Annotated in this window: 10 protein-coding genes; all 10 read right to left on the reverse strand. The window is 38.2% G+C overall.

Annotated elements, in window-relative coordinates:
* Positions 1-6: 6 nt before the first annotated feature.
* Positions 7-2091 carry a glycoside hydrolase family 127 protein gene (locus BIZ36_RS05960; RefSeq protein WP_187456952.1) on the reverse strand — a complete coding sequence of 695 codons (2085 nt, stop codon included), beginning with the start codon at positions 2089-2091 and terminating at the stop codon, positions 7-9.
* A 209-nt stretch (positions 2092-2300) separates the two neighbouring features.
* Positions 2301-2948 carry a bifunctional 4-hydroxy-2-oxoglutarate aldolase/2-dehydro-3-deoxy-phosphogluconate aldolase gene (locus tag BIZ36_RS05965; protein ID WP_187456953.1) on the reverse strand — a complete coding sequence of 216 codons (648 nt, stop codon included), beginning with the start codon at positions 2946-2948 and terminating at the stop codon, positions 2301-2303.
* Entirely contained in the window at positions 2938-3882 is a 945-nt protein-coding gene (locus tag BIZ36_RS05970; RefSeq protein ID WP_187456954.1) for a 2-dehydro-3-deoxygalactonokinase, read from the reverse strand. The genes BIZ36_RS05965 and BIZ36_RS05970 overlap by 11 nt, the downstream gene beginning before the upstream one ends.
* A gap of 5 nt (positions 3883-3887) precedes the next feature.
* Positions 3888-5333, reverse strand: a complete 1446-nt coding sequence (locus tag BIZ36_RS05975; RefSeq protein ID WP_187456955.1) for an aldehyde dehydrogenase family protein — start codon at positions 5331-5333, stop codon at positions 3888-3890.
* A gap of 9 nt (positions 5334-5342) precedes the next feature.
* Positions 5343-6473, reverse strand: a complete 1131-nt coding sequence (locus BIZ36_RS05980) for a mandelate racemase/muconate lactonizing enzyme family protein (RefSeq protein WP_187456956.1) — start codon at positions 6471-6473, stop codon at positions 5343-5345.
* A gap of 46 nt (positions 6474-6519) precedes the next feature.
* Entirely contained in the window at positions 6520-7527 is a 1008-nt protein-coding gene (locus BIZ36_RS05985; RefSeq protein WP_187456957.1) for an L-rhamnose/proton symporter RhaT, read from the reverse strand.
* Positions 7528-7659: 132 nt separating this feature from the next.
* Entirely contained in the window at positions 7660-8937 is a 1278-nt protein-coding gene (locus BIZ36_RS05990; RefSeq protein ID WP_286174629.1) for a GntP family permease, read from the reverse strand.
* Between the two features lie 134 nt (positions 8938-9071).
* Complete coding sequence (locus BIZ36_RS05995) at positions 9072-9956, reverse strand: AraC family transcriptional regulator (RefSeq protein ID WP_187456959.1); 885 nt, start codon at positions 9954-9956, stop codon at positions 9072-9074.
* 487 nt (positions 9957-10443) lie between these two features.
* On the reverse strand, positions 10444-11943 hold the full coding sequence (locus BIZ36_RS06000; RefSeq protein ID WP_187456960.1) for a DUF1593 domain-containing protein: 1500 nt from the start codon (positions 11941-11943) through the stop codon (positions 10444-10446).
* Positions 11940-13400, reverse strand: coding sequence for an FGGY family carbohydrate kinase (locus BIZ36_RS06005; protein ID WP_187456961.1), 1461 nt, complete (start codon positions 13398-13400; stop codon positions 11940-11942). Before BIZ36_RS06005 ends, BIZ36_RS06000 begins: the two co-directional genes overlap by 4 nt.

Here is a 13400-nt window from a genome sequence, read left to right on the forward strand (position 1 = left end):
CCTGGGTTAATTCCTGTTCCAAATAACGGGTAGAAACACGCTCATTTCTCCTTGGCCTCTATTGCTCCAGGCGTAATATGGAATGAGATTGGTAGCATGAGATTTAAAATTAGGTTGCTCTACTACACTATACATTCCTTTGGTCTTGTCATTTCTTAAAAGGATGTTACCATCTAAGGTAGTAACACCTCCAAGAAAACCAGGCTTGTAAATGGGTTTAAATTCTATATCTGAAGGAATATATACATCTGTAATATCAGTTCCTTCTGGTAAGTCTGCAGATTCAATACAATAGACTACTGGTCCTCTTTTTAGAGCTACTTGATTACGAACTTCCTCAATTCTCGGGTGGCCTTCAATGAATTTGGTTTCCATTGGCATTTCCATTTCTATTACATCTCCTGACTTCCAAGTTCGTGTTATGGTTGTAAAACTTCCGGCGGTTACATTTTTAATATCTTCGCCCTTTACTCTAATAGTGGTACCCGTAGCCCATTCAGGAACACGTAGCATTAAATCAAAAATATCATTTTTGCACTCCTCAATGGTGATTTTTACAGTGCCTTCCCAAGGATAGTTCGATTCTTGTTTTAGTTTTATGCTGGAACCATCTAATAATGTCGTTTGAAGCTCATTGCCTCCATAAAGATTAACAGCTATACCATTCTTGGATTTACTATAGGCCCATCCCGGTGATTTAGCAATAGTCCTTACCAAATTAGGAGGGCAGCAAAAACATTCTAAGTATGGTTGTCTTTCGGGGAATTCAACATTCATTTTTTCATAATCCAGGGCTCCATCAATTTTTCTAAGGGGATTGGAGTAATAGTAATGGGTACCTTCAAGACTAATGCCGGATAAACCACTATTATGTAAAACCAACTCCATGACGTCCCCGTGCTTAGCATCTCCACTTAAGGAAAGCATTCTATAATTGAACATAGAATTACAGATATTGGCACAAGTTTCATTATACGCTGTTAGATTGGGCATCATATATTCATCAATAAACCCCTCTTCTATTTTATCCAGACGAGAGGAACGTCCATAATGAGTTTGCCCCACTGCTCCTGTAACGTACATCTTTTTAAAAGTTACATTTTCCCATAGGCGGTCCAATGCGTCTAGTAGGGCTTTTTCTCCAGTTTCTGCATAAACATCTGCTGCACCGGCATAATAATATAGGGCTAGAACGGCGTGACCTACTGCTTCGGTTTCCTCTCTAAGTGGAACCCTTTCTTGAACCATATCACCTATAGGATATCCTTTGGTGGTTTCATCTTCCTCGATTTTATAGGTTCCCCGCATATTTATAAACTGCTCGGCTAACTCCAAATATTTTTTGTCTTTGGTAGTTCTATACAGTTCAACTAGACCCATGATTTGGGTTTGGTTAAATCCAAATCTTTTTAGGTGGTCTGGTTTGGGGGAGAAAAGTTTGTAAAGATAGTTGGCATGTTTAATAGCGATATCCAGAAAGTTTGTTTTCCCTGTTACACGGTTATGTATACAAGCTGCGGTCATCAGGTGTCCGCTATTGTATAGCTCATGATATCTTCTATTACTAAATGGGTCAATATCATCACGGATTATAATAGGGGTAGAGAGGTACCCGCTTTCTAATTGTGCCTTGGCGATTACGGAGATAATTTCATCTAAGTCGTTTAATATTTTCTTGTCTTTATTTACTGCATAAATATAGGTAGAAGCCTCCATCCACTTATAGAAATCGCCATCGTGCCACCAAAAGCCTTTATGTTCTCCTTCTTTCTGTCCAGCGGCAATCTTAAAATTGTTGTAACCATGACCTATATCTCCCTTTAGGATTTCGCCCATATGGGGTACCATGGTTTCTTCTGCTATTTTCCATTTTTCAGCCCAGAATCCTTGTGTCCAGCGACAGTCACCAATATCAATTGATTTTAGGGCAACATGTGGGCTGTTGGAATAATTTATAATACCCTTACCATCATCTAGGTTGGCAGAAAATACTTTAGGACTCTTGGTATTTTTATCAACTTTTGCATCATTTTTTTTCTCTCCACATGATAAAATTTGGAGTGCAATTACAACGGTTAAAAATTTTTTCATTAAAGTTGAGATTAGAGTGAGTTAAAATGGTTGAGAAGCCAGTGTGACTTTCCTGAAAATATTTATTGTTATTACTGAGTAAAATCAGCGAGCTTTGATAGCTTATATGCAAATAAAGCCATTAAAAGAATGGGTGATGTGGATGATATTATCCAGTAATAGCACTTTTTTAACCAAAAATTAAAAACTATAGGAATTATGGGTCTATATTATGATTTGATTAGAGGTATATTCGATTTGATTGATTGAAAATGTTCTAAAAGTTTAGGTTGATTTCTTTCTAGGACCAGTTTTTTGCTAAATATGGAACTACCCATTCCAACCCCAATAGCTCCAGCGTTTATAAAATCAGCTATATTATTTTTGGTTACGCCTCCGGTAGGAAGTAGATTTACTTGATTTAAGGGGGCGAGAACATCTTTTATATATGTTGGTCCCAATTGAGTGGCTGGGAAAACCTTAACGGCGGTAGCGCCCCAACTCCATGCTTGATAAACTTCAGTAGGTGTATATGCCCCGGGAAAGACAGGGATGTTACTATTTACACATTTGTCCAGTACCTCTTTATTTATAATCGGGGTAACCGTAAATTGTGAACCTGCATCCAAGGATTGATTTAATTCGTTTAAGTTACATACAGTGCCCGCACCCACATTCAATTGCGGAAATTCTTTACGCAAACTTGAAATAATATGTGCTGCACCTTGAGTGTTCATTGTAACCTCTAGCGTATGGAAATCTGCCTCTAAATAGGTTTCAGCCAGAAATAGAACGCTATTTATGTCAAGATTCCTAAGTATACCAATAACCGGGGTTTTCGTAAACTTTTCTAAACAAAAATTCTCGTTAGTGTTCATATAAATTAAGTATTTTTCTATGGCCGGTTAAGAGGGCTGTTTCCAGAATTTCTGGATTTAGAATGATAATTCTTTTTGGTTCTACCATACTCTTTAATGCCAATTTGTATTGAGCTATTAGGGATTTTGGAGCTGCCAGCACTATGTAGTTGTTCTTGGTTTCAAAGGTTTTAAGTTCATCGCCTATAAGAAGACCGCTTAAATAGGCGCTGTTTTTTTTCTTATTTTTTTGTTGTAGGATTTGCCGTGCTCTTACATTGAATAAAGAAGAGCTTAAACTCCTGTTCTTAATGGCGTTAACTCCCTCAAGGAAGCTTTCTTTTAGCTTTTTATCAAAAGTGTGATTTGAGACAGAACTACTTAAAATACTGTCTTTGCTAAGGACATCAAAAAGTTCCCCTGTCATATAATTAGAAAGATTGGTGAAGCTCCCATTTTTAAATGATATGTGCTTGCTATGTGTGCCTGGAAGAACAAGGGTTCCTGATGGAATATCCTCTAGATACTTCTCAAGGCCTATGGCCTGAACTTCTTCCCCTCTCATCATGCCATGGTCATTTTTGATACCTGAAATTAGATGCAAATTTTGTTGAGCTGAAAATTTAAAAGTTTCAATTTTTAAACTACTTCCTGAAAAGTCAAAAGGAAAGTTTGCATAGGGAAGATCCTTTAGTCCTAGACTTGAAGAGGCCATACCCGAACATACAATACTATAATTGCCATTATTTAAATTGAGTAGCTCAATCTTGTTTTTTAAGAAATTAAGATAAAAGGAATGTTGGTCTACTTTTCCTTTAAGAGCAAACTTTTTATATAAGAATTTAACACCATCATTTGAAACCAACTCCTTAAGCACCTCTAAGCTTGTTAAATCAACAAGGCGAATCCTAAAATTAGAGGTGCCCCAATCACAACTTATGAATTTTTCTTTCATACCCTTTAGATGGCAGTTGTAACTCGCTTCTTGATTAAGTAGTCATCTAGGGCATAGGAAGAGCAATCTACTCCAATTCCGCTATTTTTAATTCCGCTATGGGGCAGATAGATATCATATTTAACACCATTGATTTGTACCTCTCCAAACTCTAAATTGTCAATAAAGAATTGTTGTAAGGCCAGGTCATTGGTGAAAACATAGGAGGCTAAACCTGCATCTGTATTGTTGGATAAAGTCAAAGCCACTTCTTTGGAATCAAAGGGAACCAACATAGCCACCGGCCCAAATATCTCCCGTTCAAGAACCTTTGCTTTTTGGTCAGGAATTAATATTACGGTTGGTTCAAAATAATAGCCAAGACCGGACATAGGTTTTCCCCCACAAAGAATTTCTCCACCTTGCTTGACAGCTTCTTGAACTATTTCTTCTACTTTCTGCACTGAAATTTTATTTGTCATTGGCCCCATATCCCACTCTTGGTCCAAACCAAAACCTACTTTAGTTTTATTAAATAAGGCTACAAGACGCTCAGAAAATTTGCCCAAAATATCCCTATGAATAAATAGTCGGTTAGGAGCCACACAAATTTGGCCTGAATTTCCTGTTTTAAGGGCATAGGCTATGTTGACCGCAAGGTCCAAATCCGCATCCGGAAAAACTATAAATGGGGCATTTCCGCCGCACTCCATACTAAATCTTTTTATAGAGGTTTTACTGCTTTGAGCAATTAGTTTTTGTGCGGTTTCAGTAGAACCTATCATGGTAACAAGTCTTGGAATAGTGCTCTCACATAAAGGTATTCCCACATCTTTAGTGTCTCCGCAGATAATATTGATTACTCCTTTTGGGAAGTTGATTTCTGAACACAGTTCGCCCAAAATATAGGCGGAAAGGGGGGAGAATTCAGATGGTTTTATGATAATGCTACATCCGGCGGCCACGGCAGGTCCAAGTTTAAACCCTAAATTGAGAAGAGGGAAATTATAAGCTAGAAAAGCTACAACTACTCCTATGGGTTGATGGATTACCTTATGCTCATGTGTCCCTTCTTTATCTTCAATTATTATATCGTCTCGTTTTTTAATTTCCTTGGAATAAAATTCCAAAGAATCTGTAATGCTTTTAAAATCCTCTCCCGTACCTGGCCAGTTTTTTCCCATTTCAAGCATGATACTCTGCCGAAGTAAATTCTCATTTTCAATTATTTTAGACCTAAGTTTGTCAATCCACTCCAAACGTGTCTCTAAAGGTATTTTTGACCAATACTCAAATCCAATTTTGGCAGAATTCAATGCCTTGAGTGTATCCTTTGGACCTGCCCATGCGATGGTGGCTATACCATTCTCTGTTGCAGGAGAGATTACTTCAAACTTCCTGTTGTCAAAAGCTGGTTGCAACTCTCCGTCTATATAAAGATTTTTATGTCCGTATTTTAAATTTGTTTCCATTGAGAATTACTATTTTTCACTGTATTTAGCCAAATAATCTAAATTTACATCTACACCTAGTCCGGGTGCATTTGGAACTTCAATGATTCCGTTCTTTAAGCTGAAACTCTTAGTGGTGAGCTCATCCCTGAGGGGATTTTCCGTTCTATCAAGTTCCATGGTAGGCATATCGTCGAAAAGCCTACCCGGATTTTTATCAAGGTTTCCTACAAAGTGTACGGCTGCACTAATAGCAATCCATGTACCCCAAGAATGTGGTACCAAATCTTTGCAGTAGGCCTGGACCAAAGATGAAATACGCTTTACTTCGGTTAGTCCACCAGCAGCACAGATATCCGGTTGTGCAATGTCTACACATTCGTTTTCAAGTAGCCTCTTAAAACCAAACTTCAAGTATTCACATTCACCACCGGCTATAGGGATATTGGATTTTTGCCGTAGTCTCCGATAGCCTTCATAGTCTTCAGGTGAGACAGGTTCTTCAAACCATGAAATGTTATACTTTTCCAATTTGTGGCACAACTCAAGCGCTTCCTTGGAGCAATAGGCATGATTGGCGTCTACCATAAGTTTCATATCCGTACCAATAGCTTCCCTTACAGCTGCAACAAATGCTATATCTTTCTCAATGCTCAAACCCACTTTCATTTTAATTGCGCTAAAACCTTGGGCCTTATATAATTGTGCTTCCTCAGCCAATTTTATTGCAAGGTCTGACCCCTTCGTAAAATAGAGACCGGTAGCATAAGGTTGAATTCTAGGATTTTTTATACCACCCAACAGAACTGAAACAGGTTGCTTCAATAATTTACCCTTGAGATCCCACAGGGCTACATCAATAGCGCTTATGGCAGCTTGTAGAGTGCCACTTCGTGCATAGTCCATTGATCTTCTGTACATTTCCTGCCATAGGGTCTCATTTTCTATTGCAGGTTTTCCAATTAAGAATTGACTGAAAAACTCGATTCCTGCCTTTATTACAGCAGCAGGGCCATATCCTTCGCCCCATCCATAGAAGCCATTGTCCAAAGTCACTCGTACAATGCAAATTTGTCGGGTACTATATTCCCATTGAGAGAAATAAAATGGAGTATTCAGTTCTTGACTGACAACAAAAGGTTCAATGTTTGTAATTTTCATATCCGAGGATTTATAGCATTGTATCTGGTCATATTTTTAAAAGATCTTACGAATTGGAGTATCCTAGGATACATATGGCGACAATAAGAATAAACAAACCAAATAGTAAGAGTTTAAATGGGCCTCTAGCATTTTTCCATTCACCTGACCTATATGCCCAAATATTACTGATTATTAAAGCTAAACCTAGTAATATAGGCCAACCAATGACAGGACCTAAATTCCCCATTAAAGCTGCTCCCTGGCCATATACACCTAGGGCGGCAAACCAGAATATTCCGGATAATACGGCCCACATATAGGCTTTGCCACTTTTCTCTGTGCCGAAGGAGCTAAAACTTTTATTTTTTATCAACCTTATAAGGGCATATCCGCCATTCATTATAAAAGCACCTAATAGCACTACTACCCAAGCGGATAAGCTTGCATCTTGAGCATCAATATTAAATTCATTTGTTGCCAATTTCGCTACAGGTGAGGCGTTTGCGAACCCCACATTTAAAAAGGCGGAAAGAATACCGGATAATACAGCTATTAGAACACCTAATAGAACATTGGATTTTTCATTTTGTTCATCAGCTTTTAAGTGGTCTCTTTTTACTCCGGCAACAGCAGTTACGGCTACACCTACCAATAACAAAAGAACCCCTAAAAGAATATAGGGAAATGAAGGGTTGGAAAGAGAACCATCAATTTGAAAAAGCGGAATTATCGATCCCATTGAAGCGGCAAGTCCCATAACAATGCCATAGGTGATTGAAATTCCTGTTTTTTCTACACTAACACCAAATAGAATCCCTCCAATACCCCATAAAAATCCATAGAAGGCAGCTTTCCAAACTACAGAACTTTCCGCGGAATTGATTATTTCGAATAAGTTTGGTATTGCTAATAAGGCCCAAATGTTGGGGACCGCAATCATTGCTACAAATGCATGCACCAACCACCAAGCTTCCCATTTTAAGGGAGACATGTATTTCATGCCAAGACCAAAGGTACCTTGAAAAAAGCTTGCTAAAATAACTAGAGCGATTGCTAAAAGTGAGTTGTCCATTTTGGTGAAATTTCTAAGTAAAAAAGCCCAAGGGGGGCAGTTGCTGAAATTGTTTTTACAAAGAAACTTGAATAGTTAAATGTCTAATCGACGGATATTAACCACTAATAACATTATTTTAACCTGCTTGGTTTAGGAAAAAAGTATAGAAAGAAGAAAAACTAATAGTCCTGCTGAAATTGATACCAAAAACGAAATCAGACTAAAGGACTTTAGGACATTTGATGTGGTAAGGTGATGCACTTCCTTAAATAGCCAAAAGAAACTACTATTTACATGAATTATACCTAAAGATCCTGCACATATCGCTGCAGTAGCAAAGCTAGGGTCCAGAAGCCCGTTTGAAACAAGGGGTGCAACAATAGAAGCTGTGGTTATTAAAGATACCGTGATAGATCCTGTTACGGTGGTAAACAATAACCCAAGTAAGAATGGAATCAAAATTCCAAGCGCTGTAATGTTGGTTGCGTCCGAAATTAAATTTTCTACAATTTGAGTATCTTTTATCACTTGACCGAAGGCTCCTCCAGTACCCGTAATTAGTATTACTATGGCCGATTTAGCCCCTGCATCTTGAAAATAGGAATGGAGCTTTTTATTAAAATCCTTTTGATTAATTAAGGGAAGTGAAAATAATAAGCCAATCAATAAAGCCCATATAGGATTCTTAACAAATTCGATCAATTGGTTTTTTGTAGAGATTATAGTCCCTAATGACATAAGAAAAAGAGGCGCAAGAATAGCTATAAACGGTAACATTTTTTTTACTCCTTTTAGCCTGTACTTAGATTTAGTAGAGTAGTCTATTTCCTGTTTGACTTGTATTTTTTTTCCTACCATACTTATAAATAAAAGCCCAATACCAATAGCAACCAAAGCAACTATACTGTTCAATGGAATGATTCTACCTACCTCGGTATCTAAAATTGCGGCTACCGCCAAAGGTCCAGGTGTTGGAGGTATTAGTGCATGGGCCACGGTCAAACTTATGGACAATGCTAAACCCAATGTAAGGATAGAATGATTTGATTTTTTAGACAATACCACTAGAGTGGGTAATAGTGTTAGATAAGCAACATCCATAAATACGGGAATGCCAATTATAAAACCAATAGTTGCCACGCTGATAGGCAAATATTTATTTCCAAACGTTTTAATTATACTGTCCGCAATGATATCAGACCCACCAGTTGAGGAGAGGATTTCTCCAAGTAATGTCCCAAAGAATATAATGAGGCCTATCCACTTTAGGGTTTCCCCAAAACCATTTAAGAGACTTTGGGTTACATTCTCTACCGTACTTCCTGTGGAAAGTCCAAGAATTAAACCAGTAATCAATAGGGCTGGAATGGGATGGACCTTGAACTTTGTAACTGCTAATATCAGTAGCAGTATACTTCCAAGCAACATTAGAATTGAATACACCTTTGACTAGATTTTTACAAACCTAGAATAAATTATTAAGTAGTATATAAACTTAATTGACTTTCACTAACTGTTTCTTAACCTCTAAAGAAACATGGGGTAGAAGTTATCTGAACTTTTTATACAACCTCGGTATGATTATGGTATTTTTCCATATACTCAGAAGGGGTACAATCCAACAATGCTTTGAATTGTCTATTGAAGTTAGTTAAGGTGTTAAAACCAGATTGGTAGCAGATGGTGGCTATTTGCATTTTTCCTTCAATCAGCAATCTGCAAGCATGTCTCAATCTAATTTCATTCAGATACTGGGTAAAAGATTTGCGCGTTTTCTTTTTAAAATATCTGCAAAAGGCATTAGGGGTCATGTAGGCAATTTTTGCAACCTCTTCAAGCTCTATTTTTTTATCGAAATTATCAGTTAAAAAAGAAATTACCCTGGCCATTCTATCTTTCTCATTTTTGTTATATACGTTGGGTATTACTTCTGAACAAAGTGCAATATGATTTTCATTTACTGAAAGTACGTCCAAAACTTTTAGAAGTTCAACAATATTCGAAAGGCCTCTATTATTTACGAGTCCTAAAATATGATGGTGGACCAAATAGGTTGTAGATTCTGAAAACTTAATACCTCTATCCGACATCTTTATTAAAGCTTTAAGATTTTGTAATTCTGGAAGTCGCATAAAGTTTTCTCCTAAAAATTCCGGTTCAAACTTAATTACAATTAGGTTTACGGCCTCCTTTTCAGGGTGATTGGCATAATATTCTTTGTCATTCTTAAAAAGGTGGGGGATATTACTGCCTATCATATAAAGTTCTCCCGGGCTAAAATTTCCAATGGAATTTCCAACATAACGCGTACCTGTACTTTTAATAAAGTAAATGAGTTCAATTTCTTTATGAAAATGCCAATCTTGTTCAATACAAGGCATTCTATCTTGTCTGACTAGAAAGGAGCGTTCCGGCCTTTTTTCCGATGATTTATATGTCAGTTTCATTTTATTTGAGTTTACGTAAAAAGTGAGCTTGATTTCAAAAAGTAGTATGGTGTCAATAATTTAAATATACTAAAACTATCCTAATATGTACCAGTAAGTTAAAATGGGGGTTAAGATTGTGCTTAAAGATTAAAAAAACTTAATTTAAATAGCTTTGGTTTTCCATTAATCTGTGATTTTTTCATTGTCTAAATGACAAAGAACCTTGTTATCTGTTTTTATCTATCTTATAGTTGAAATTATGAGCGAAAGGGAAACTACAATTCTTATTTCAAGCTATTAATCAAATTGAAATACCAAAGCTTAAATTGATAATTGATGAATTCGCAAGGAGAATAAAAATTAGCCGAGACGAGGAGATAGTTCTATAAAATTGTTATAAACCTAAATGTTGCAAGCTTCTTCTAAGATGCTATTCGAAATAATGGGCTTGAACTCATTCACAAAATATACAGTACTATTTAAGCGCTTTCCCATTTAAAAAATACTATTTCACCGTTAGGATCACCCTTTGATATCTTGTCATTGAAGGAAAACCAGCATCATTGCCCTCAACAATCACATGGTATTCTTCACCAGATTTGGCGGTTTCAGGAATTGTCACGGTAGCTATATCCTTTTCAGCATCATAGGTTACTTCAGCTGCACCGTCTCCCGCTTCGGCGTAATTCCAAACTTTGAATGAAACGCCATGTCCATCAGGGTCGGTAAAGCTTGGTGTCAGGATAACTTTTTCCCCTGCTGATACGTTTAAAGCAGTTCCTTCCAGGACATGTATTTCTGGGGCATGGTTAGCTTCATCATAGGATTTAACGGCCCAATCTGCCCGCCCTGCAAAATCCAGTTGCATCGCTTTTACCCAACGACTTTGCGGATAACTTGTGTCCATTTTTTCAGTTTCAGGATTCCAATCCGATGCCGCATCGCCATCCTCATATCGGAACGGGTTTTCTGTAGACTGAACGAAGCGGCCGCTCCAACCTCCTCTAGAAGGATTTTCATAATTGGCCAAGCCCACGTCTACCAAATGTAAAAAAGCCGGAGAATCTCCTTCCGAGATAAAGTCATATTTTGAAAAACTACCGCGTTCGGTTTTGGTGATTTTCGAAATATCTCCCTCAAAATGGTTGGGGTCCCCATCTTGTTTCTGACCGTCACCATACGAATAGTATTTCTCGAACAACGAGCCATGGCTGTTAATAATGTTAGGTCCCATAAAGCTTCCTTCTAAATAAGGTTGTTGACTTTTGGGCACCACCATTTTCCAAGGATAGGCAAAACACCAAAACTGATTGGCATTGTAGAATACACGTATCTCTGGCCAGTTTGGGCCGATGTATTTTTTATAGGTAGCATCTTGGTCCATAATGGTATAAATAATGGCCTTTTTTGACACCTTGGCTTTTATTTCCTTCCAATTTCGTTTTTTGGAGTAATCTTCTTCAATCGATTTTAAGGCACGTGCAATGGTATTGGTACCACCCCAAGCTTGTAAAAAGATTTCGCGTGGGTCATCGTCCAATAATTTTTCGGCTATCCATTTAGAACCTTCGGTTCGTTGTTCCATTTCTCCCTCAAAATCAATGTTTCCTACTTTTACTAATGCTGATAGCGCTTCCGCGGATGGATACCTCTTATCATGCAACACCAAATTCGGATGAATCTTAGCGTACTCTGCCAACAATTCTTGAATCCAGTTGGTACCTGGCCAACGTAGGTCGGTCAAATCTTCCCCGTAGATATTTCGGGTCATTTCCATTTCAGAAGTAAACTTGGTACCATTGCCATCACCTTTCCAATGCCACATAGAGCTGGAATATACCAAGCCTTCGGTATCAAATTCATTGGTGTACATCAAGTAGCGAATAAAGGTGTCTACATCATCAATTTCACCATCAGTAGTGACAATGGTTCGCTTGGGTTGCTCTTGTGCTGTAACTGAAGTAAAGGTCATGGAGAGCACCAAAGCTATTATCCAATTTTTCATTTTTGGTCGTTTACATTAATCATGTTCATCCATTTATAAAATTTCTCCAATAAATCTTCTGATTCTTGGCTCGTTTCCACGGTCGTCTTTTTTACCATGATAGTTATTTCATTCAAATCTGTGAACATCCCTATTGAAAGTCCGGCTAAAAAAGCCGCACCTTGTGCTGAAATATCGTGATTTTCCTGAATATTAATTTGGGAGTTAACTATGCGGGACAAGCTTTGTTTTACAAAACGATTTTTTGATAGTCCACCATGCATCGCAATTTGAGGTACGGCATGGCCAAGATCGCTTTCCATGGCATCAATTACCGCTTTAATTTGAAAACAAATGGATTCTAAGGTAGCCCCTACAATGTGTTCTTGGGTAGTACCAAATGTCATACCATGAAAACTTGCCTTACGGTTCATTTGCCAAAAAGGGGCCCCTAAACCACTAAAACCGGGAACTAAAAGCACCTCATTATTATTTGCTACTTTTTGGGCCATAGCTTCGGTTTCCTCGGCTAGTGAGATAATGTTCAAACTTTTCAGCCATTCAATCATTGAACCGCAGGCCACAATGGCCCCTTCCCAAGCATATGCAACCGTATCGCCCGTGCTCCAGCCTATGGTGCTCAACAATCCGTTGGTAGATGTTTGTGGTTGGTCGCCAATATGCATCAACATAGAGCAGCCCGTGCCCAAGGTCATTTTGGTATCGCCTTTGCCCAAACAAGCTTCACCGAACATGGCCGCATGCGAATCTCCGATCATGGCCGAAACAGGAACGGACACATCTAATAGTCCAAATAGATCGGTATTTCCGTAAGATGCTGAAGACGGTTTTATCGAAGGAAATTTCAAGGATTTAAGCTGCCATTTTTCCAGTATTTCGGTATCCCAATCCAAGTCATTGATATTGAAAAACAAGGTTCTTGAAGCATTGGTATGGTCGGTTAAATACTGGTTTCCATCCGTTAGATTATACAACAACCAAGTATCTACCGTACCAAAATGGATTTCACCATTGGCGATTTGTGCCGCGACTTCGGGCTCGTTTTCCAAAATCCAAAGCAGCTTGCTTCCTGAAAAATAGGGGTCAATTAATAAGCCTGTTTTTTCTTTTACCCAAGGCTCTTGGTCTTTAATGGTTTCGCAAAGTGCGGTAGAACGCTTACACGCCCAAACAACCGCAGGATAAATGGGTTTTCCCTCCTTATCGAACAACACGAAGGTTTCACGTTGGTTGCTAATACCTATGGATGCTATGTTTTCAAAAGGAATATCTTGTAGGACCAATGTACAGGCTTGCTTTACACTTTCAAGAATATCGAAAGGATTTTGCTCCACGCGACCATCGGGATAGTAATTGGTATGCAAATCGGCCACCGCCTTTTTGACCACTTTTCCTGCTTCATCGAACAAAAGTGCCTTGGTGCTACTGGTACCTTGGTCTATTGCTAAAATGTACAT

The sequence above is a fragment of the Cytophaga sp. FL35 genome, assembly GCF_014349235.1.
GTDB lineage: Bacteria > Bacteroidota > Bacteroidia > Flavobacteriales > Flavobacteriaceae > Euzebyella.

Excerpts from the sequence above, each read along its gene's own strand:
- BIZ36_RS05960 (WP_187456952.1), bottom strand. The coding sequence starts at position 2,091 with ATGAAAAAATTTTTAACCGTTGTAATTGCACTCCAAATTTTATCATGT.
- BIZ36_RS05965 (WP_187456953.1), bottom strand. The coding sequence starts at position 2,948 with ATGAACACTAACGAGAATTTTTGTTTAGAAAAGTTTACGAAAACCCCG.
- BIZ36_RS05970 (WP_187456954.1), bottom strand. The coding sequence starts at position 3,882 with ATGAAAGAAAAATTCATAAGTTGTGATTGGGGCACCTCTAATTTTAGG.
- BIZ36_RS05975 (WP_187456955.1), bottom strand. The coding sequence starts at position 5,333 with ATGGAAACAAATTTAAAATACGGACATAAAAATCTTTATATAGACGGA.
- BIZ36_RS05980 (WP_187456956.1), bottom strand. The coding sequence starts at position 6,473 with ATGAAAATTACAAACATTGAACCTTTTGTTGTCAGTCAAGAACTGAAT.
- BIZ36_RS05985 (WP_187456957.1), bottom strand. The coding sequence starts at position 7,527 with ATGGACAACTCACTTTTAGCAATCGCTCTAGTTATTTTAGCAAGCTTT.
- BIZ36_RS05990 (WP_286174629.1), bottom strand. The coding sequence starts at position 8,937 with ATGTTGCTTGGAAGTATACTGCTACTGATATTAGCAGTTACAAAGTTC.
- BIZ36_RS05995 (WP_187456959.1), bottom strand. The coding sequence starts at position 9,956 with ATGAAACTGACATATAAATCATCGGAAAAAAGGCCGGAACGCTCCTTT.
- BIZ36_RS06000 (WP_187456960.1), bottom strand. The coding sequence starts at position 11,943 with ATGAAAAATTGGATAATAGCTTTGGTGCTCTCCATGACCTTTACTTCA.
- BIZ36_RS06005 (WP_187456961.1), bottom strand. The coding sequence starts at position 13,400 with ATGTACATTTTAGCAATAGACCAAGGTACCAGTAGCACCAAGGCACTT.